The 20,623-nt window shown below is 39.3% G+C and carries 23 protein-coding genes, 1 tRNA gene and 1 pseudogene; 12 read left to right on the top strand and 13 right to left on the bottom strand.

Annotation, left to right across the window (positions count from 1 at the left end; translation table 11 throughout):
* Nucleotides 1-30 precede the first annotated feature (30 nt).
* Together HZC45_08510 and HZC45_08505 are read right to left on the bottom strand one after the other, a co-directional pair.
* Nucleotides 31-819 carry a redoxin domain-containing protein gene (locus HZC45_08510; GenBank protein MBI5683183.1) on the bottom strand — a complete coding sequence of 263 codons (789 nt, stop codon included), beginning with the start codon at nucleotides 817-819 and terminating at the stop codon, nucleotides 31-33.
* Nucleotides 820-922: 103 nt separating this feature from the next.
* Nucleotides 923-1,327 carry a hypothetical protein gene (locus HZC45_08505; GenBank protein ID MBI5683182.1) on the bottom strand — a complete coding sequence of 135 codons (405 nt, stop codon included), beginning with the start codon at nucleotides 1,325-1,327 and terminating at the stop codon, nucleotides 923-925.
* 114 nt (nucleotides 1,328-1,441) lie between these two features.
* On the opposite strand from HZC45_08505, the gene HZC45_08500 reads away from it, so the two are divergent.
* The 11 genes from HZC45_08500 (at nucleotide 1,442) to HZC45_08450 (ending at nucleotide 10,534) form a co-directional block, all read left to right on the top strand.
* A complete protein-coding gene (locus HZC45_08500; GenBank protein MBI5683181.1) occupies nucleotides 1,442-2,182 on the top strand; it encodes a metallophosphoesterase family protein in 741 nt (246 codons plus the stop codon).
* Nucleotides 2,183-2,423: 241 nt separating this feature from the next.
* A complete protein-coding gene (locus HZC45_08495) occupies nucleotides 2,424-2,885 on the top strand; it encodes a PTS sugar transporter subunit IIA (protein MBI5683180.1) in 462 nt (153 codons plus the stop codon).
* 2 nt (nucleotides 2,886-2,887) lie between these two features.
* Complete coding sequence (gene hprK, locus HZC45_08490; protein ID MBI5683179.1) at nucleotides 2,888-3,898, top strand: HPr(Ser) kinase/phosphatase; 1,011 nt, start codon at nucleotides 2,888-2,890, stop codon at nucleotides 3,896-3,898.
* 25 nt (nucleotides 3,899-3,923) lie between these two features.
* Nucleotides 3,924-4,787: an RNase adapter RapZ gene (rapZ, locus tag HZC45_08485; protein MBI5683178.1), complete on the top strand. Its 864-nt coding sequence runs from the start codon at nucleotides 3,924-3,926 to the stop codon at nucleotides 4,785-4,787.
* Between the two features lie 87 nt (nucleotides 4,788-4,874).
* On the top strand, nucleotides 4,875-5,288 hold the full coding sequence (locus HZC45_08480; protein MBI5683177.1) for a PTS sugar transporter: 414 nt from the start codon (nucleotides 4,875-4,877) through the stop codon (nucleotides 5,286-5,288).
* Nucleotides 5,288-5,764: a PTS sugar transporter subunit IIB gene (locus HZC45_08475; protein ID MBI5683176.1), complete on the top strand. Its 477-nt coding sequence runs from the start codon at nucleotides 5,288-5,290 to the stop codon at nucleotides 5,762-5,764. Before HZC45_08480 ends, HZC45_08475 begins: the two co-directional genes overlap by 1 nt.
* Complete coding sequence (locus HZC45_08470) at nucleotides 5,761-6,450, top strand: PTS sugar transporter subunit IIC (GenBank protein MBI5683175.1); 690 nt, start codon at nucleotides 5,761-5,763, stop codon at nucleotides 6,448-6,450. The genes HZC45_08475 and HZC45_08470 overlap by 4 nt, the downstream gene beginning before the upstream one ends.
* An 87-nt stretch (nucleotides 6,451-6,537) precedes the next feature.
* The gene (locus tag HZC45_08465) at nucleotides 6,538-7,323 is read left to right on the top strand and encodes a PTS system mannose/fructose/sorbose family transporter subunit IID (GenBank protein ID MBI5683174.1); all 786 of its coding nucleotides are present in this window, start codon (nucleotides 6,538-6,540) and stop codon (nucleotides 7,321-7,323) included.
* Between the two features lie 17 nt (nucleotides 7,324-7,340).
* Nucleotides 7,341-7,631 (top strand): HPr family phosphocarrier protein, encoded by a 291-nt coding sequence (locus tag HZC45_08460; GenBank protein MBI5683173.1) that lies wholly within the window; start codon nucleotides 7,341-7,343, stop codon nucleotides 7,629-7,631.
* A complete protein-coding gene (gene ptsP / locus HZC45_08455) occupies nucleotides 7,631-9,397 on the top strand; it encodes a phosphoenolpyruvate--protein phosphotransferase (GenBank protein MBI5683172.1) in 1,767 nt (588 codons plus the stop codon). Before HZC45_08460 ends, ptsP begins: the two co-directional genes overlap by 1 nt.
* Before the next feature lie 6 nt (nucleotides 9,398-9,403).
* On the top strand, nucleotides 9,404-10,534 hold the full coding sequence (locus HZC45_08450; protein ID MBI5683171.1) for a site-2 protease family protein: 1,131 nt from the start codon (nucleotides 9,404-9,406) through the stop codon (nucleotides 10,532-10,534).
* A 14-nt stretch (nucleotides 10,535-10,548) separates the two neighbouring features.
* Here HZC45_08450 and HZC45_08445 read toward each other — a convergent pair whose 3' ends face one another.
* Nucleotides 10,549-11,025, bottom strand: coding sequence for a transcription elongation factor GreA (locus HZC45_08445; protein ID MBI5683170.1), 477 nt, complete (start codon nucleotides 11,023-11,025; stop codon nucleotides 10,549-10,551).
* 101 nt (nucleotides 11,026-11,126) lie between these two features.
* Between HZC45_08445 and HZC45_08440 the strand changes: the two genes are divergently transcribed.
* Nucleotides 11,127-11,918, top strand: coding sequence for an acyltransferase (locus HZC45_08440; GenBank protein ID MBI5683169.1), 792 nt, complete (start codon nucleotides 11,127-11,129; stop codon nucleotides 11,916-11,918).
* Here HZC45_08440 and HZC45_08435 read toward each other — a convergent pair.
* The 10 genes and pseudogenes from HZC45_08435 to HZC45_08390 form a co-directional block, all read right to left on the bottom strand.
* Complete coding sequence (locus tag HZC45_08435; GenBank protein ID MBI5683168.1) at nucleotides 11,898-13,079, bottom strand: branched-chain amino acid ABC transporter permease; 1,182 nt, start codon at nucleotides 13,077-13,079, stop codon at nucleotides 11,898-11,900. The two genes, HZC45_08440 and HZC45_08435, sit on opposite strands and share 21 nt — an antisense overlap.
* Nucleotides 13,076-13,669 (bottom strand): dephospho-CoA kinase, encoded by a 594-nt coding sequence (locus tag HZC45_08430; protein MBI5683167.1) that lies wholly within the window; start codon nucleotides 13,667-13,669, stop codon nucleotides 13,076-13,078. Before HZC45_08430 ends, HZC45_08435 begins: the two co-directional genes overlap by 4 nt.
* A complete protein-coding gene (gene pgeF, locus HZC45_08425) occupies nucleotides 13,666-14,436 on the bottom strand; it encodes a peptidoglycan editing factor PgeF (GenBank protein MBI5683166.1) in 771 nt (256 codons plus the stop codon). The genes HZC45_08430 and pgeF overlap by 4 nt, the downstream gene beginning before the upstream one ends.
* 10 nt (nucleotides 14,437-14,446) lie before the next feature.
* The gene (locus HZC45_08420; GenBank protein ID MBI5683165.1) at nucleotides 14,447-15,229 is read right to left on the bottom strand and encodes a biotin--[acetyl-CoA-carboxylase] ligase; all 783 of its coding nucleotides are present in this window, start codon (nucleotides 15,227-15,229) and stop codon (nucleotides 14,447-14,449) included.
* A 47-nt stretch (nucleotides 15,230-15,276) separates the two neighbouring features.
* Nucleotides 15,277-16,192: pseudogene (locus tag HZC45_08415) on the bottom strand (CfrBI family restriction endonuclease).
* Complete coding sequence (locus HZC45_08410; GenBank protein MBI5683164.1) at nucleotides 16,189-17,577, bottom strand: HEAT repeat domain-containing protein; 1,389 nt, start codon at nucleotides 17,575-17,577, stop codon at nucleotides 16,189-16,191. The pseudogene HZC45_08415 and the gene HZC45_08410 overlap by 4 nt, the downstream one beginning before the upstream one ends.
* A gap of 159 nt (nucleotides 17,578-17,736) precedes the next feature.
* On the bottom strand, nucleotides 17,737-17,928 hold the full coding sequence (locus HZC45_08405; protein MBI5683163.1) for a helix-turn-helix transcriptional regulator: 192 nt from the start codon (nucleotides 17,926-17,928) through the stop codon (nucleotides 17,737-17,739).
* Nucleotides 17,929-18,137: 209 nt separating this feature from the next.
* A tRNA-Leu gene (locus HZC45_08400) sits at nucleotides 18,138-18,222 on the bottom strand.
* 56 nt (nucleotides 18,223-18,278) lie between these two features.
* A complete protein-coding gene (locus tag HZC45_08395; GenBank protein ID MBI5683162.1) occupies nucleotides 18,279-19,523 on the bottom strand; it encodes a molybdopterin molybdotransferase MoeA in 1,245 nt (414 codons plus the stop codon).
* A 6-nt stretch (nucleotides 19,524-19,529) separates the two neighbouring features.
* Entirely contained in the window at nucleotides 19,530-20,579 is a 1,050-nt protein-coding gene (locus HZC45_08390) for a transglycosylase SLT domain-containing protein (GenBank protein MBI5683161.1), read from the bottom strand.
* Between the last annotated feature and the right edge of the window lie 44 nt (nucleotides 20,580-20,623).

Raw genomic sequence — 20,623 nt, 5'->3', positions numbered from 1 at the left:
TGGGTCAACAGAGATAAAAAGCACCTGAACCTAACCTCTCCTGCTGCCAAGAAGTTTGAGGGCTGAGTCTATATGACGAAGGCCTGTGGGGCATACATCAGGACAGTTGGTATAACCAAAAAACATAATTACAACCTTGCCCATAAAATGCTTAAGATTCGTCCTATTTCCATTATGGTCTGTAAGAGTAAAGTCGCCATATGTTGGAATGGTAAATTTTCCTTGAGCACTCCCTGCAGTATTAGAATCCGTATCCTTCAGTGGAACAAAAATCCCCTTTTTCTCCTCTATGTTAGGTGTTACGGCTTTATCCTCCAACAAAGGCATGACAACTTTTTCAATCGTCTTTTCATCCATGCCGCCGAATACCCTTCCCCTGACAATGCCATTTTTATCTATGAAAAAAGAGGTTGGAATACCGTAAACCTTATACTGACCTGCAGCCTTCTGGTCTTCATCTAACAGGATTGGGTATGTTAATTTTAATTCGTGGACAAAGTTCATTGCCTTATCCCTTGGGTCCTCAACATTGACTGCAAGTATTTCAAAGCCCTTGTCTTTTAGATTCTTGTAACTTGCCTCAAGTTTCGGCATCTCCTCTTTGCATGAAACACATCTTGTTGACCAGAACCTTAAAAGGATTACCTTCCCTTTCATGTTAGAAAGTTTATACTCCATGCCGTGCAGTTCTGTAAGTTTAAAATCAGGGGCGGGCTTGCCTATTAAGGTTTCTTCCACCTTGTCATTACTGCCTTTGGCGCAGGCAGATAAGAGAGTAAGCAGTAAGCAGTAAACGGTAAGCAGTTTAAAAAATCGCATGTTAACCTCTTTATGTCTGGAATACAGAAAATCAGAAATAGTAAATACAGAAACGAGAGATTAGAAAGATACTTCTCATTTTTGATGTCTAATTTGTGGGGATTTAAAGAATATTCTGAGGTGGTTTGTCTATTGATGAGGCTGAAGGCTGAAGGCTAACGGCTAACGGCTGAGGGTTAAAAACTAAAGACGGTTGATAATTTTTATTAAAATATGAGCCGCAAATGGACATTTCATTACCAGTGACATATGACGATGCTGTTTCCTGCTGATGGTTTGTCTCACAGCCTATCCTTATATCACACGAATCCTTTGCTTTTGCATCATGAGTCCCCTTGTCCATGATTGGACATGCTTCGTGAGGGCAAGAGGTTTTACCATTATCTGACACCATGCAAAAAAGCGCAAAATGAGTTTTCGCAGGCCTTGTATTAAAGGCAGAGGCAAGCGGTTTTAGATTGATGAATATTATCAGAAATGCGGCACCAATGATGAATGTCCGTCTCATGCTGGGTATTCTACTTATTTGGTTTGACAAATGTCAAGAATAAAAATCTGCAGTATTTTTCTTGGGTATGTAATACTTGCAATCCCATACTGTATGGTTTAAACTTTTGGCAGCATGAGATATGCAATTATCTCAGATGTTCATTCCAACCTTGAGGCATTTAATGCCGTCCTTGAAAAGATAGACTGCCTTGGCATAAGGGATATAATTTGTCTGGGCGATATAGTTGGGTACAATGCCAATCCGAATGAGTGTGTTGATATAGTCAGGTCCCGTAATATCAAGTGTATTATGGGCAACCACGACTCAAGGGCAGCGGGACTTGAAGGGACTGATAATTTCACAGACATTGCAAAAGAGGCAATATACTGGACAAGAAAGCAACTCAATCAGGAAAGCCTTCTCTTCTTAAAAAACCTTCCCAGAATGCTCACCTTTGACAACAGCAGGGCAGCAGCAGTTCATGGTTTTATTAACAATACCGACAGGTATATCCTGACCCTTAATGATGCTTATGAAAATTTTCAACTTATGAAGGTTGAGCATTTACACCCGGCCGTATGCTTTTTTGGGCATACACACAGATCAATAACATATAGGTATATTGATGAAAACATATATACTGCCTTTGATATAGAAGTCCGACCAGATACCAGAAGTTTATATCTTATAAACCCAGGCGCAGTTGGACAGCCCAGGGATGGCAGCCCCATGGCATCTTTTGTATTGTATGATGCAGAAGAAAGACTGGTGAGGTTTTTCAGGGTCCAATATGATATTATAAAAACTGCACATAAAGTTCTGAATGCAGGACTGCCGGCTGCACTGGCGCAGCGGCTTAAAATAGGATATTAACCTTATTGACACCAAAATCTTTATTTGATAGAAACTTGTTGTTAAGAACTCTGCGCCAAGAGTGCAGGGCGTAAAAGACAAAAACTCAATGCTGTCATTCTCCGGTTTGACCGGAGAATCCAGTTCAATTCTCTGGATTGCCCGATCAAGTCGGGCAATGACAAAAATTTTGAGGCAATTCATCCCTGTGCCAAGAACACAGGGAGTTCTTGCTTGTTCATTAAAAGGAGAGAGATAATCTATGCGAATTATTGATGTGCTTAACAAAGAGTATATAATCCCAAACCTCAAATCAAATGATAAAAGGGGTTTACTTGAAGAGATGGCATCTGATATAGCATCAAAGGTAAATGGTATTGACACAGAAACACTCATTAATGTTCTTGTTGAAAGGGAAAAACTTGGATCTACAGGCATTGGTTACGGTGTGGCAATCCCTCACTGTAAGATAAAGGGGATGAATCATATCATCGTATCTTTCGGAAGAAGTATAAAAGGGGTTGATTTTCAATCCCTTGACGGCAAGGCAAGCCATCTCTTTTTTCTTATCATCGCGCCTGAGGATTCCACTGCAAGCCATCTGAAAATCCTTGCCAGAATATCCCGACTCCTGCATGATGCATCTTTCAGAAAAAAACTCATGGATGCTTCCACTCCAGATGATATATACAAAATTATACTAGAGGAAGATAAAAAGGTATAAAAATGTCTACGAGCATACCTGCCTTGGAATTATTATCAAAAGAGGCAGAGAAAAAACTTAAACTCAAGATTGTATCCGGCAAGCAGTGGATAAGCAAAAAGATAACCACACCACGGATACAAAAACCAGGTCTTCTGTTAACAGGGCTGCTTGATAATTTCCATCCTGACAGGACATTGATATTCGGTAAGGCAGAGATAGGGTATCTTAAGAGTCTGTCAAACGAGATGCTCCTGCCTGTTTTGAAGAAGTTGGAGAAAACTCCATCGCCTTGCTATGCAGTAACCCGCGGGCAGAAGATTCCCCAGTTCCTTGCAGACCTCACAGAAAGAAAAAAGATTCCACTGTTTAAAACACCGCTCACATCATCACTATTTATAGATAGACTCACAAAATATCTTGAGGATAAACTTGCCCCTACTACAACAGTACATGGGGTTTTTGTAGATGTTTTGGGTGTTGGGATATTGATACTCGGCAAGAGTGGTATTGGAAAAAGTGAGTGTGCCCTTGATTTAATTTCAAGAGGATACAGACTTGTATCTGACGATGTGGTGGTAATAAAAAAAATGTCTCCATCCACAATATTTGGCATAGCAGCAGATATTATAAAATATCACATGGAGATAAGGGGACTTGGGGTGGTAAATATAAAGGATATCTTTGGGATAACTGCAGTAAGGGAAAAAAAGCAGATGGATATTGTTGTGGAACTTGTTGCGTGGGATCCTGAGGGGAAATATGACAGGCTTGGTTTTGATGAAGGTAAATATGAAGTATTGGAAGTTGAATTCCCGTTCCTGCGCATCCCTGTAAGCCCTGGCAGGAGCATTGCAACAATTGTAGAGGTGGCTGCCAGAAACCAGATTTTAAAGATTATGGGGTATCACTCTGCCTTTGAGTTCCAGAAACAACTTGAGCATGCAATTCACAAAAACAATAAAAAAGAAAAACGAAGAAACGATAGGCGAAGAGTAGATAGACGTAAGACAGGCATTATAACCCAAAAATAGACATTGATTTTTACGGTATAGCGATATGAAGAATACTCGTCTGGTGATAATAAGCGGCCCGTCAGGTGCAGGTAAAAGCACTACTATAAAGGTTCTTGAAGACATCGGTTTTTTCTGTGTTGACAACCTTCCTGTGTCGCTCCTCCCAAAGTTTCTGGAACTCTCATCAGAGTCAAAAGAGATAACAAAGATTGCCGCTGTCATAGATATAAGGGAGAGGGGGTTCCTGAAAGACTTTCCCGGTATATTTAAAGAAATTAAGGGTCTTGGATACAAACCCGAACTTGTATATCTTGAGGCATCTGATGATGCCCTTGTAAAACGGTTCAGTGAAACAAGAAGAAAACATCCACTGGTTGAGAATGGCACTCCTCTTGACGGCATAAAACTTGAAAGAGATGTCCTGTCAGATATTAAGGAATTATCCAGTAAGATTATAGACACTTCCAATTATAATATCCATCAACTAAAAGAGGTGATAAAGGATTATTTTTCAGAACCCCGTCATATAGAAAAGATAATAGTCCACCTTGTCTCATTCAGTTACCGCTACGGCATACCCAGTGATGATGATTTAATAATGGATGTGAGATTTCTGCCAAATCCGTACTTTGTAGATAAATTTAAGGGACTGACTGGAAGAAATGAAGAAGTCAAAAAATTTATCTTTGAAAAGGATGAGGCGCAGGGGTTTATTGAAAGGTTTTTGGAACTTCTGGACTATCTATTGCCTTTATACTGGAAAGAAGGCAAGGCATATCTTACAATTGCCATAGGATGCACAGGCGGTAAACACAGGTCTGTTGCTGTTGTTGATTTTCTGCATAATGTTATGCCCAGCAAATACTGCGTCATAAAGAAAAGACACAGGGATATTGATAAACCATAAAGGCAGGTTATAGGTTATAGGTTATGGGCTTTAGTTTTTCCTATCACCTATCACCCATTGCCTATAACCTGTTCTTAAGGAGTCATAATGGTAGGCGTTATTATAATGAGTCACGGCAACTTAGCAAGTACACTTGTAGCCACTGCTGAAACAATCATAGGCAAGATTGAAGATATAAAATGTATTGCTATCAGGCATGGTGATAACTTAGAGGATATAAGAAAATCTACATCTCTTGCCATCAGAGACCTTGATACAGGAATGGGGGTGCTTATACTTACAGATATGTTCGGCGGGACACCATCTAATATCGGTCTTTCATTTCTGGAAGATGACAGGGTAGAGGTATTAACAGGTGTCAACTTATCCATGCTTTTAAAACTGTCAAGTCATCGTCAGGATAAAAACCTGACTCAACTTGCCGGCATTCTGAAAACAAGCGGACAGAATAGTATTGTCATAGCAAGTGAAATGCTGAAAGGCAGGCAGGGAGGGGGGTAATGGGCATAGTCCTTGTCAGGGTTGATGACCGTTTGCTGCATGGCCAGGTTATGGAGGCATGGTTGCCATTTTGCAGGGCAACCTCTCTGATTGTGGCAAATGACGAAGCAGCCGGCAACCCAGTCCAAAAGATGGCAATACAGTCCTGTGCTTCAAAAGGGATGGAGATAAAGGTAAGGTGTATAGATGAATCTGTAAGTTATGTAAAATCAAAGGATTCTGATAAAGAAAAGATTGTTATGATTATTTCAAGTTTAAAGGATGCCATAAAACTATATTCATCAGGGATAAGGTTTTCTTCATTGAATATTGGCAATATACATCATAACGGAGATGGTATGTCACTCTCCACATCTGTTTATATTGATAGTGAAGATATGGACCATATTATGAGGTTTCAGGAGGCAGGGGTTAAAATAGACATAAGGGCGATACCTTCGGATAAGGCAGTAAAAATTCCAATGGATAAGAAATGAAAGATATATTGTTGCAGGCATTTATTGCATCTATCGCAGGCGGTGTTATCTCGCTGGATAGGAGTGCTGCATTTCAAATAATGATCTCAAGGCCAATTGTAGCAGGCCCTTTAATCGGCATTGTCTGCGGTTCTCTTACTATTGGCATTGTTATAGGTGCAATCCTTGAACTATTATGGATAGGGGATTTACCGGTAGGCGGACATATTCCATCACATGAAACCGCAGCAGTTGTTATAGCAGTTGCAATTGCAGCAAGCATGAAAGGAGTTTTGCCTGAAAAAGGACTTATTGGGTTATGTATTTTAATGGTTATCCCTTTTGCAGTAGTCTGCCAGAAGGCAGATGAATTGGTGCGTAAATTTAATAAATACTACTATTTTAAGACTATAGAGTCCATTGAAAGCGGTTCTGTGTCAGGTGTCTGGAGATTTAATATAATGGCAATCTTAACCCTTCTTGTTATAAATATACTAATATTCTTTATATTTATAGTTTCTGGGATATTTGGCATCATCCATATACATCCTCTAATTACAGACAGATTTATATCTGCATTGGCAGGTATCACGGTCATTCTCCCGATAATTGGCATTGCGTCCGCACTTAATACAACACATGGAATAAAGGGAGGGGCGGTTATATTTTTCATGGCCTTTATTATTTCTTTTTATCTTATCACATGAACCCAGATTATGCGCGGATATTGTTCACCCCGTTAGAAAGCCCATCCTTTCTAACTGGGTTCACGTATTATTTGGGATGAAATACCTATGGATATATTGGGATTAAACAAATTTAGTTTATTTAAGGTATTGTGGAACTCTTTTTTTATCCAATCTGCATTGAGTTTTGAAAAGATGCAGGGCATGGGCTTTGCACTAGCAATTACACCAGCGCTAAAAAAGATATACAAAGATAAAGATGAACTCGTAAAGGCAGTTAAAAGACATATGGAATTTTTTAATACCCATCCTTATATGGCATCCGTCATCATTGGCAGTGCAATAAAGATTGAAGAGGATATAAAAGAAGGCATGGTGCCTACTGAAACTGTTTCCATCTTTAAGAAAAGCCTGATGGGACCTTATGGCGCGATAGGGGATATGTATTACTGGGGCTCTATAAAACCAATGGCAGCAGTAACAGGGGTAATGCTTGCTGCACTCTCTGTTGGTATATGGGCAGGGGCTGCATTTCTTGTCATATATAATATCCCGCATATCTGGATGAGGTTTAAAGGTTTATTTGCAGGTTATTCCATGGGAATAGATGCAGCAGAATACATCAAATCGCTCAACATGCCTGATGTAAGTATAAAGATAAGATATTGGACTGTCTTTTTATTGGGTCTATTTCTTGCGTTATACGGTTCAAAGGCATGGCAGATTAAACTGCCTGTGGTTGATACGAATATTATCAATTTGATGGCAATACCTGTCGCAACTGTTCTTTTTGCATGGCTTATAAGAAGAGGGGTTTCGGTATCAGTTATTGTATATTCAATATTTATCATAAATGTAATTTACTGGCACATTGCTCCGCATATCAGGAACTAAATGGGTCTTCTACAGTTATGAAAAACAACAAATCAAACTCATCTGTCAAAAAGACCTTTACCATACAAAACAGACTTGGTCTTCATGCACGGGCAGCAGCCCAGTTTGTTCAGATAACAAACAGATTCAAATCAGATATTTTAGTCAGCAAGGGTAAACAAGAGATAAACGGCAAAAGCATAATGGGTGTAATGATGCTTGCTGCTGCAGAGGGCTCGCGGATTACTGTAACAGCAAATGGCGATGATGCAGAGAATCTAATATATGCTATAGAAAAACTCATTAACGACAAATTCGGTGAAGATTGATGACAGATACTGACAAAAAACATACTGCAGCCGAGATTGTAAAAAGGGGTATCGGGGTGTCGCCGGGGATTGCAATTGGCAGGGTCTATAAACTAGACAGCGCCAGTCTTGATGCACCTGCATTCTGCTATATGGATAAGTCTTATACGTCCCTTGAGATAAAAAGGTTTAAAAATGCCTTAAAAGAGTCAAAAAGACAGTTATTGAATATCAAGAAACGGATTATTAAAAATGGCATGGGAACTGAACACATTTCAATAATAGATGCACATATCATGATGCTGGAGGACAAGACGCTCATCCATGACACAGTTAAACTCATAAAGGCTGATATGATAAATGCGGAGTGGGCATTAAAGTCAGTGCTTAAGGACTTACGTAATTTTTTTAGCAGGATAGACGATGCGTATCTGCGGGAACGGTGGTCTGACATTGAGCATATCGGTGACAGGATAATCAGAAACCTTATGGGCAAAAAACATAAAGGTATAGGAGATATAAAAGGAGAGGTTATTGTTGTAAGCCATGATATAGCGCCAACAGACACAATGCAGATGGTTAAGGGAAATGTCCTTGCATTTCTGACAGATGTGGGCGGCAAGACATCCCATACTGCAATAGTTGCAAGGTCGCTTGAAATACCTGCTGTTGTGGGTATTGAAAATATCAGCCAGATAGTAAACGACGGTGATATTATTATAGTAGATGGAACTGACGGCACAATCTCAATAAACTACTCTGAAAAAACATTAAAAATTTATAAAGAGAGAATGATAGAGTATGCAAATTATCAAAAACTATATCACATTTATAAAGACCTTCCTGCTGAAACCACTGATGGACACAAGGTTAAACTAATGGGGAATATAGAGATGCTTGAGGAACTCCCTCCACTTATTGAGCATGGCGCAGAAGGTATAGGGCTTTACAGGACAGAATTTCTATATCTGAACAAAAGGCATCTGCCGTCTGAAGATGAGCATTTAAAGGCATACCAAGATGTGGTTTTGAGGATCGCCCCAAAACCTGTAACCCTGCGGACATTGGATATAGGTGGAGATAAATTCCTTTCACAGATGGACCTTGCAGAGGAGATAAATCCAGCGATGGGACTAAGGGCAATCAGGTTTTGTCTTAAAAAACCAGACATTTTCAAAACACAACTGCGGGCAATGTTAAGGGCAAGTGCATTCGGCAGGGTAAGGATAATGTTCCCTATGATTTCAGGTCTTGATGAACTTATGACAGCAAAGTCACTCCTTGAAGAATCAAAGGAGGAACTTAGGAAAGAAGGCAGGCATTTTGATGAAAATATAAAAATAGGGGTGATGATTGAGGTCCCTTCAAGTGCGGTTATTGCTGATGTCTTTGCAAAAGAGGTAGATTTCTTTTCCATCGGGACAAATGACCTCCTCCAGTATACATTGGCAATAGACAGGGGCAATGAGCATGTGGCATATCTGTATAAACCTTTACATCCTGCAGTCCTGCGGATTATAAAGGGTGTTGTGGATGCAGCCCATGATGCCGGTATTGAGGTGGGTGTCTGCGGTGAAATGGCGGGTGAACCAGAATATGCTATGGTACTTGTGGGACTCAGTGTGGATAATTTAAGCATGAATGCCTTTTCCATTTTAAAGGTTAAAAAGATGATAAGACAGGTTAGTTATTCGGAGATAAGGAAAATTGCTAAAGAGGTTCTTAAGTTCAGAAGTGTATCTGATACAGATAACTTTATAAAAAGTAAGATGGAAGGATATAGATAGATTATTATGCGCGGCATAAAACTCTTGAAAATATTTGGCATACAGGTTTCTTTAGACCTTACATGGTTTGTTGTATTCAGCCTCGTTGTGTGGAGTCTGGCAGCGGGGTATTTCCCTTTGCACTATCCCGGCAAAGGTGGACTCATTTATCTTATGATGGGTATAATCTCATCACTCCTTCTTTTCGCCTCTGTCCTGTTTCACGAAATAAGCCACTCTATTGTTTCAAACAAACTGGGCACTCCGATAAAAGAGATTACACTGTTTATCTTCGGTGGTGTTGCCAAACTTTCAAAAGAGCCTGAAGAACCAATGGCAGAATTTAAAATCGCTATTGCAGGGCCCATTTCAAGCATATTTCTTGTCTTTGTATTTTATATCTTAAAATGGATTTTGCAGATAATAATCACCGCACCGCTTATAACAGCGATACTAGACTATCTGGTGATGATAAATATAATTCTGGTGGTGTTTAATCTGATACCGGGTTTCCCGCTGGACGGCGGCAGGGTATTAAGGGCAATCCTGTGGCAAAAGACAAATGATGTTCAAAAAGCAACAGCGATTACAAGCAGTATAGGTAAAGGCTTTGCTATGCTGCTTATATTCTTTGGCATTATACAGGTATTTGCCGGGAATTTTCTGGGCGGTATGTGGTCTGTATTTATAGGATTATTCTTACAGCAGGCAGCAGAAAGCGGCTATCAGCAGGCCCTTATCAGAAATACTCTGGCAGGGGTGAATGTGCGGGATGCAATGACAAAGGATGTAGTAACCATCCCTGATAACTATACAATCTCAAGGGTGGCGGAAGAATTCTTTTTTGTCCACCACTTTATTGGTTTCCCGGTCATATCAGATGGAAAACTTGTTGGCATGCTTACGCTCAATGATGTACGGCAGATTCCAAAGTCTGAGTGGGATTCTATATTTGCAAGAGATGTGATGGATTCTGCTGTAGGTGAAACGGTTATAAGTCCTGCTGACAGTGTGATGGATGCCATGACAAAGATGATAAATTTGGGCAGGGGAAGATTGCCTGTGGTTGAGGATAATAGACTTGTCGGAATAATCACAAGGCGGGATATTATGAAACTAATGGAGTTCAGGATAGATTTAGGGATGAAACCTGCATGAGCATTAGGTAGACATCAGCCCAATATTTCATGGATAGTAAGAACCTTTAGAACAGCATATTCCTTTGTGCCTGCTGGCAGGTTTATGCTAACCTCATCTCCTTCCATCTTCCCAAACAGCGCCTTGCCGATTAGTGAACCCACAGAAATCTTCCCGTTTTTAGGGTCAACCTCTTCAGGTGTTACAAGTTCATAAACAACACTACTGCCGTTATTTACATCTTCAAGAAACACCTTTGAACCAAAACCTACTACATCCTTTGGAATGGAATCCAATTTCAGGTTTGCAAGTGTGTTTATCCTTAAATGGAGATGGGTAAACCTTGCCTGAAGAAATGACTGCCTTTCCTTTGCAGCGCTGTACTCAGCATTTTCACTCAGGTCTCCATGGGCTGCCGCCTTTCTTAATTCTTTTGGAATCTCTAACCTGAGTTCCCTTTCCACCTCTTTCAGTTCATCTTCAAGTTGTTTTATTATAGGAAGTTTGTGCATAAATCTTTACCTCTTTTTTTTTTTTTTTTAATTTTAATTTTAAAGGAAATTAATATTTATTGCAATATCCAAAAATAGACATTGATTTTTGGGGAATATCTATGCGTATCGGCTTTATACAAACCAAACCTGTCTTTGGAAACATCCGTGTAAATGTGGAAGATGCGGTGGAAAAGATAATCTCTACAGATGCTGACCTCCTTGTTTTACCTGAACTGTTTTCAACAGGGTATCAGTTTAAATCAAAAAAAGAGTTGTCATCCCTTGCAGAGGATGTGCCTGCAGGCTATACCACAAAGGCATTAATTGATACAGCAAAAAGGAGGAAACTCTTTGTTGTCTTTGGCATTGCTGAAAAATCTAAAGGAAGGTTTTACAACTCTTCAGTTCTTGCAGGACCTAAAGGTCTTATATCTGTTTATAGAAAGGCACACCTTTTTTGGAATGAGAAAAAAAATTTCACCCCTGGCAATACCCCGTTTGATGTGCATAATATCGGTATAGCAAGGATAGGCATGATGATATGCTTTGACTGGATTTTCCCTGAGGTTGCCCGCATACTCGCATTAAAGGGGGCAGATATTATATGCCACCCATCAAATCTGGTTCTGCCTCACTGTCCGCAGGCAATGATAACAAGGTGTCTTGAAAACAGGGTCTTTGCCATAACATCAAACAGGATTGGCACAGAAAACCGCATTAACAGAAAATCATTAAGGTTTATCGGCAAGAGTCAAATCATAAGCCCTTATGGTGAGATCCTTTATAGGGCATCTGACAACAAAGAGGAAATGAAGATTGTTGAGATTAATCCAAAAATTGCACAGGATAAAAAGATAACCCCAAAAAATGACTTATTCAAAGACAGAAGATTAAGATTTTGCATCGTATAATGATTCCATCTCCTGCATATAAATCTTTTCGTCATCAGGATGCAGTTCCACCTTTCTTCTCTGACTCCCTATCAAACCCTGCGGTCTTACGAGCATCATTAAAATAAGCATTGCACCAAAGATTAGCATCCTGTAATTTGAAAACCCCCTTAATACCTCTGGAAGTATTATAATGGTCAGGGCGCCTATTATGACACCCGGTATACTACCCATGCCCCCGATAACCACTATTGACAGAACAAGGATAGATTCCATGAATGTAAAACTCTCAGGCGACACAAATGCAAACTTACCTGCAAAGAACACACCAGCAATCCCTGCCCAAAACGCACCGAGACTAAAGGCAAGACATTTCATACGGGTTGTATCAATCCCCATTGACTCTGCTGCAATCTCATCTTCTCTTATTGCCATCCACGCCCTGCCTGTGCGTGAATTATTGAGTCTATGCATTGCAATTACTGTAACTATCAATATGACAATGATTAGATAGTAAAAATGGACAGGCTGATTAAATATAAATGAACCTATACCGGGTCGTGCAATACCCAGAATTCCATTTGGTCCGCCTGTAAGACTGTCCCAGTTGTTAAGGACGATATGAATTATCTGAATAAAGCCAAGTGTGACGATTGCCAGATAATCCCCTCTGAGTCTGAATGTAACCATCCCCAGTAAAAGACCAAACATGGCTGCAAGCAAACCGCCTATTGGTACTGCCATCCAGAATGAGATCCCTGCCTTTGTTGACAGCAGGGCATAGGCATACGCACCTATTGCATAGAAGGATACATACCCAAGGTCAAGAAGCCCGGCAAGACCTATAACTATATTCAAGCCAAGTGCCAGCACAGCATACATCCCTGCCAGTGTAAGAACATCTATATAATAATTATTGATAAAACCGGGGAGTGCTATAAGTATTAGTATTAAACCTGAATTTGCAAAATAGATGCTTCGTTTTGTAAGCCTCTTTTTAAAAGGTTTAATAGCAGGTAATATTAGGTCTTTTAAACAGTTTGCAAGATTAAATCTTGTAATACAAAAGAATATGCCCCACCCTGCACCTATTGCTATAAAGACAGATACAGCACCCTTGACCCCCATAAATGGAAGGGTAAGGATGCCAAACCAAAAAGAGAGCAGGATGTAATTTTTCATAGAGTCATTTTTTTAAACACCACTGCTGCTTCATCTTTTGTCTTTTCAATACTAAAACTATTATCTATCACAAAGTCGGCAAATTTAACCTTTTCTTTTAAAGGCATCTGACGGGATAGCCGCATCCTTGCCGCAGCCTCTGTAATACCATCCCGAGCCATTAGCCTTTCTATCTGTGTTTCTTCATCAACATACACGACTATTATCTTGTCCATCTCTTTGTAGTGTCCTGTTTCAATAAGCAGGGCAGCATTTACAACAATCACTGCATCAGGGATTTTTAACTGTATATCCCTTATCCGCTTTTTTTCCTCTTCTATTATTCGTGGATGTGTTGTTTTATTTAATTTTTTAAGCAGCGCATCATTTGCAAATACAATCTCTCCGAGCCTCTTTCGGTTTATTGTCCTGTCGGTCTTGAGTATATCTGTGCCAAATTCATTTACTATATCCTTGTAAGCAGGGGTTCCTATCTTTGTTATCTCACGGGATATTTCATCAGCATCTATCACATGCACACCAAGTCCTTTGAGAAATTCTGCAACAATGGTCTTCCCTGATGCTATGCCGCCTGTAAGACCGATTATCAAATCCCCTCCCTTATCATCACAAAACTAAGTTGCCTGCCTGTTTCTTTGTTATCCCGTCTATATGAAAAAAATAAATCTTTTCTGCACGAGGTACAATATCTTGAAACCCATATATTCTTTTTAAGGAGTCCTAAAAAAACTAATTGATTATAATTTGCCCTTTTAAAATTCAAATGCCATTCATTTTCCTTTGATTTGATGAAATCCCTGCTATCAGAAAATTCAGTCCTAAATCTTTCAACAACATCCTTGCCTACATTATAACAGCATTCCCCTACACACGGACCTAACCCTGCTAGCATTTGATTATACGATGACCCCCATCTTTTATTCATTACAGAGACTGTCTTGCTGACAATTCTTTTTAAGGTTCCTCTCCATCCTGCATGGACAATACCAACTGCTGTATTAATAGGGTCAAATAGGATTACAGGAAGGCAGTCTGCTGTTAAGACCCCGATTGGCACACCCTTGAGATTTGTTGTTATTGCATCAGCACAAACACCTTTTGCAGTAGATTGCTTCCCATCAATAATAACTATATCATCACCATGAACCTGATTGACTGTGATAAGTTTAGAGGATGTAAAGCCAAACACCTTTGAGGTCTTTGCCGTATTGCCCTCTATATTTTCCAGACGGTCTTCATTTCTTCCATCTATCCCACCTATCCTTGTTAAAAAGGCATGGGTTATCTTATCAGTTTCAAGTATCGGTGCTGTAACAAATTTTATGCCGTGAACACTTCTCATTATACACAGCGTCATAAATAAATCCTCATACAGATACATCCCCTGAAATAATCTTTATGATATTCCCTGACTCGTCCCTTATGATGAGGTATCCATTATCGTCAATTGTAAGGGCAACACCTTCTATCTCTCTATCCTTATCTTTAATCCTTACCAACTTGCCTCCCATATTAGAATAGTTTTTCCATCCTTCACAAATAGGCTTAAAACCGCTTTTTAGGTATATCTTATACCATCTTTCAATTGCCAAATAGAGTGTCTGTAAAAACTCTTCCCTTGAGATTTCCTTGCCTGTCTCCTCTTTTAAAGATGTTGCAATATGTCTTAATTCATAAGGGAACATATCCGCTGTCATATTCAGATTTATGCCTATTCCCATAATAATAAAATTTATCCTGCCTGCATCTGAGTTCATCTCTGTTAAAACCCCTGCAGTTTTTTTTGAATTTAAAAGCACATCGTTTGGCCACTTGAGAGATGGTTTTTTCTTTAAATATTGTGAGATAGTTTCTGCAACGGACACACCTGCCAAGAGTGTTATCTGTGGGGCTAATGTTGGTAGTATATCAGGACGGAGTATTATAGATGTATAGATATTTACACCTTCAGGCGACTCCCATCTCCTGCCGAGCCTGCCTTTCCCCTTTTCCTGCGAGTCTGCAACAACGACAGTCCCTTCGTTAGCGCCTTTCAGGGCAAGTGAGTATGCAGCATTATTTGTTGAATCTATTTTTGAATGGAAATAAAGCGGTCTGCCTATAAAGGATGTCTTGAGTCTGCCTGTTATCTCGTGTTCATTAAAGGGCATTTTGCCTGCCAGTTTATAGCCCCTGCATGATATTATTTATGGTGTATTTATTTAAAAATTTCTTTAAATACGCTCTCTAATTTTTTATCAATATTTTCCGGCAACTTTTCGTGCGGAATTTTCAAGTGGTCCAAAACAGTTTCAAACCTTCTGAAACCGCCGTCACTTCTTAACTCAACCCATTCAACCCTTCGGCTATTTAATTGTTTTTTGTTGGTATCTGAAAGTTTATCAGCTACAAAAACCTTGCTGTCTCTGGCTATAACTGCGTCGGCACTTTCGGGATTGCCACGACCCATTAACTTAACTTCGCATTTGTGCTGATTTCTGCCTTCAACCAAGTAAAAATCAATTTCCCTCTCAAAATCGTCCTCCTCAATAACTTTACCCTTTATTTTGAGGGCATAATTTTTACTTGGAACGCCATATAGTCCGCACAAAGTTTGCATTAAGGGTTTTTCAACTCTCTTGCCCGCAGTACTCCAGAGACCCCCTCTTAATTCTGCTCTTTTTACAGCCAGTGTATTTATTACGATTAAACTTTCGCCTACATTCAAATCAACGCTAACCCCTTTAAATTTTATCGTTAATGTAAGTTCAAGATCGTGTTCTGTATCTACAAGATTTTTGATTGCTTCGTAAAGCGCATCGTAGTGTTCGTTTGACGCATCAATTACAATTTCTTTCGTAGAGGAATTAAACATATTGTGAATTGTCTTTTTGTTTAATCCCGAATTTATAGCAATATCTCTGGCCGGTAAGTTTGGATTTAAAAACTCCTTTTTATACCGAGTCAACGGTTATGTTTTTGTTTTTAAGTTTCGCGTCAACAATCTTCTTGAAAAAATCAATTGCAAACTGCAAAAACTCCGCATTGATTAAGGTAACTACTTCAATTCGGTAATCCTCGCCCCTCAATAATTTTTTAATAATGTTTTTTGCTACTTGTTCCGTGATTGTCATATTTTTTCTTTTGATAATGGAATAAATGTTTTTATATCCAAAAATCTTGGTTGATTATTTTTTGAATTAAATAAATTATTGCCCTTGTATAATTCCTCTTTAATCCGGTTAATATATTTTGCTTCTTTTTCGGTTAAAAAGAAATGCCTATCTAAATTTACTGCCGCTCGGCCAAGCGTGCCACTACCAGCAAATGGATCAAAAACTAAATCCCCAACAAATGAATAAAATTCAACTACCCTGTTGCAAAGCTCAATCGGAAAAACAGCACTATGCACCCTATCAAAAGTCGGGTCAATTCTCCAGATATTTGTTGTTTCGTATTCGTCTAAAACTTTGCTTTTTTTCACTTTATCCCAATTATATTGATGTATATTCCAATCAATCAATTTATCCGTTTTCTTTCTATAAACCATTAACATTTCTGAAACCGCATTTGGTTTATAACCGAGCGGCTTTCTGTGTTGTAAAAATCCCGCATTCCTATTTTTTACGCTTGCCTCTGGTTTAACCCAGACAATATCGTCAATAAATTCCCAACCCATTTTTACCAACAATGGGTGAACATCGTAAGGTATTGGATACCTTTTGCTGGCGTGAGCCCGACTTATTCTTGGAATAATAATTGGCGAGGTATTAAGGACAAAAAATCTACCTTCCTTGGTAACGCGATGAACTTCTTTAAAAACATTTTCCAAAAAATTCAGATATTCTTCATAACTTTGATAAATTGAGTAATCTCTTGCGTTGTAATATGGCGGTGAAGTAAAGGTTAAATGTACTGACTCGTCCGGAACATATTTTAATGCTTCCTGGACATCGCCATGTACGACCGTATTTCTCAAAAAAGATGGAAACTCATCGTGCTTTTGCGAACTATTTGATGTATAACTAAAACCATTTACTTCTTTATTTATTACTTCTTTTATCAATTCGTTTGGGTGATTGAGAAGTTTTTTTAACTCTTGTTTTACTTCTGGTCTATTTGGGAAAACAAGCAATCCTCTAATGGCTTGCATTACTACTTTTGGATCGCTATCGGTTAAAAATTTTATTAAGGTTGGAATTGCTTTTTCATTTCTTAATCGGCCAATCGCAGATACTGACTCTCGTCTGACTTCTGTGCTTTCGTCATTGCTGGCATATTTTACAAAAACAGGGAGTAAAGAAATATCAGACATCTTTGCTAAATTTTTTAACGATAACGCTCTTATGTTCTCGTTTTGATTGTTTAATAAATTTAATAAAGGCTCTCTGCTATAACCATTTTCTAAACGACCTAACTTTTCTAAAACATAAACTATTGTCCCGTCATTTTGATTTTGTAAGAAAGACAAAAGGGCTTGAGTGTTATTCTTTAACTCATCAATCATTTCTTTGTTCATTTGTTTGCTCAATAGCGATCTATTCATATTTCTATTTTATTAACCCAAAAAATGCAATTGCATTTTTTGGTAAACGTAATCTTTGGTCAAATACTGCGTCAAATCTGGCTGTCCAAATACTCACATACTTAAAATATGCTCCGTTTTGTCCTTAATAGGTCAGGCATCTTGCCTGACTGTCAGGCTGGAAGCCTGACCTATTAGGAAGCCTGAACCTATAGTCTTTGGCTCAAATCTTGAAACACCAAGCGTTTTGGCTAACTTAGCCATAACGAAAACCGACGGCTTTTTTATTACTCCGGTTTCAATTTTGGTTAGTGTTGTGTAGGGGATATCGGCTTTTCTATCTATACAGAGCGTCGTAACTTCGCATACCTGCGTTGCCCCTCAGCTCGCCTGCCTGTGCGTTGCACGCAGACAGGTCGCTGCGGCGTATGCTTAAAATACGCCTCACTCCTCGCTTTGTCGCGTCTTGGTCTGCTTTGTTCTGACGCTTAAGTATGCTGATTTACTTATGACGCTGTGTATAATTCGTCGGGAAGAATCTGAAAGTTTATTTATGGTGCCGAAGGGGGGACTCGAACCCCCACGGGAAATCCCACCACCCCCTCAAGATGGCGTGTCTGCCAGTTCCACCACTTCGGCATTTTACCCTTACATACTTATAATAACCACTAAAATAATCGTGGTCAAGAAAAGATTTATTGGTACAAGAAACTATCGTCAATAAGCTGCGTTCTGACCAAATCACCCTTTTTAAATACAGTTTCTTCCCTGGGCAGAACAATCAGACAATTTGAAGATACAAAAGATGCGAGCATTCCTGAACCTTGTCCTTCCAAAGGCTCTGCATAATATTTATCGCCCTCTGTTCTTAACACTGCCCTTACAAAGTGTGTCCTGTCTGCCTTCTTTTTTATATCCTTTGTAAGCACTGCCATCAGGGTTTTTCTGTATATATTCGTTCTGCCGAGCATCTTTAATATTGATGGCCTTACAAACTGTTCAAATACAACAAGTGATGATATAGGGTTGCCGGGCAGTCCAAAACACGGCTTGCCGTTTATAATGCCAAATGCAAGTGGTTTACCCGGCTTCATGGCAACCTTCCAGAAACGCATCTCTGTGCCCATCTCCCTTAATACATCTTTAACAAGGTCAAAATCACCAACAGATACACCGCCAGATGAAACTATGCAGTCAGACTTGGATGCTATTTTAAGTTTTTCCTTTAAATCTTCCCTTCTGTCCCTTGCAATGCCGATATAAACAGGCTCTGCGCCGCACGCCCTTATTTGTGCAGAAAGTATATAACTATTGGTGTTGCCTATCTTTCCTTTATCAAGGGGTTCATCTACCTCAACAAGTTCATCACCTGTAGCAAGGACAGCAACCTTTGGTCTTTGATACACACTGGCAAATGATTTACCAATAGCAGCCATTACACCTATTTCTATATGCCGTATAACTGTGCTTTTTTTTATCAGCAAATCACCCTTTTTAAAATCCTCCCCTGCCTTCCTGATATTATCGCCGTGTTTTGCCTCTTTAAATATCTTAACTTCTGACTTCTGACTTCTGACTCCTGACTGTCTCTCCGTATCCTCAACCATCACAACAGCATCAGCACCTTCAGGGACAGGCGCTCCTGTCATAATCCTTATTGCCTCACCATTTTTCAAACGATTCTTTGCAACATATCCTGCAGGCAGGTCTCCTGCAACATTTAATATTACAGGATTATCCCTTGACGCACCTTTTGTGTCTTCTGAGATAACCGCATATCCATCCATTGCAGAATTATCCCACAACGGATTATCCCGGGTTGACACAACATCCTCTGCAAGAACCCTGTCTAGTGCAAGTGTGATAGGCAGTCTTTCCTGTCCTATAACACTTATATCAGAAAGGATTATATCAAGTGCCTGTTCAACTGAAATCATCATGGTTTTTTATCTTGCAATTGCATTTTTGGGATAATCAAGGCGGGTTATACTTGGGAATAGTCTGATTTTATCACCATGGAATATCCTTGCTGTATCATCTATACCATTCCACTGCTTTATTGCATCTATTGTTGTGCCAAATTCTCTGGCTATACCTGTGATTGTATCACCTTTTTTGACAGTATAATTTATCTCTTTCCTTGCCAGTCTCTTAAGTTCCTTTTTTGCTGTTACTGTCTTTGTTCCTATCTTTGTATTACTAAAGTTTGCCATAACAGGTATTACAATTTCCTGTCCTGTGCGCACGTTGCTGCTGCCATTAAGATAGATAATAGAATCAGAGGGTATCCCGTATGCCTTTGCTATCTTTGAAATGGTCTGCCCATTCTTTACCTTATGGGTTATAAAGTTCCTCTTTTCCTTTTGCGGTATCATGGCAAAGTTGTCATAAAATGCATCTTTGCTTCCATGTGGTATTTTTATCTCATAGTTGCCTGCATTAGGCGGGGTAAACATGCGAAGAAGTTCCGGATTTAGAGCCTTGATTTCTTCAAGGGTTGAGTTGCCTGCCTTTGCAACAGCACGTAGGTCTGTTGCACCCGGAACTGTAACTATTTCATATTCAACAGACTCTTCATATTCTATATCATAAAAACCATATTTTTCAGGCTCTTTTGCTACCAAGATTGCTGCAAGAAATTTTGGCACATAATCCTTTGTTTCCCTCTTTAAATATTTTTTCTGTGATATTGTCCAGAAGTCCTTGGTATTGTGCATATTTATTGCCTTTATTATCTTTCCCTCTCCTGCGTTATAACTTGCAGTAGCCAACTCCCACGAACCAAACATGGCATACAGGTCTTTCAGATAATTAACCGCTGATATTGTTGCCTTTTCAGGATTTCTTCGTTCATCAACCCATGCATTAATCTTAAGCCCGTATTTAAGACCTGTCCCTCTGATAAATTGCCACATACCAACTGCCTTTGCCCTTGAGTATGCATATGGGTTAAAACCGCTCTCTATCAGGGCAAGATATGCAAGGTCTTCAGGCATATCATTTTCCCTTAGGGTGTTTTTTATCATTGGCATGTATTTGG

It is taken from the genome of Deltaproteobacteria bacterium (assembly GCA_016223005.1).
Taxonomy (GTDB): domain Bacteria; phylum Desulfobacterota; class GWC2-55-46; order UBA9637; family GWC2-42-11; genus JACRPW01.
This window is presented reverse-complemented; position numbering and strand designations above follow the sequence as displayed.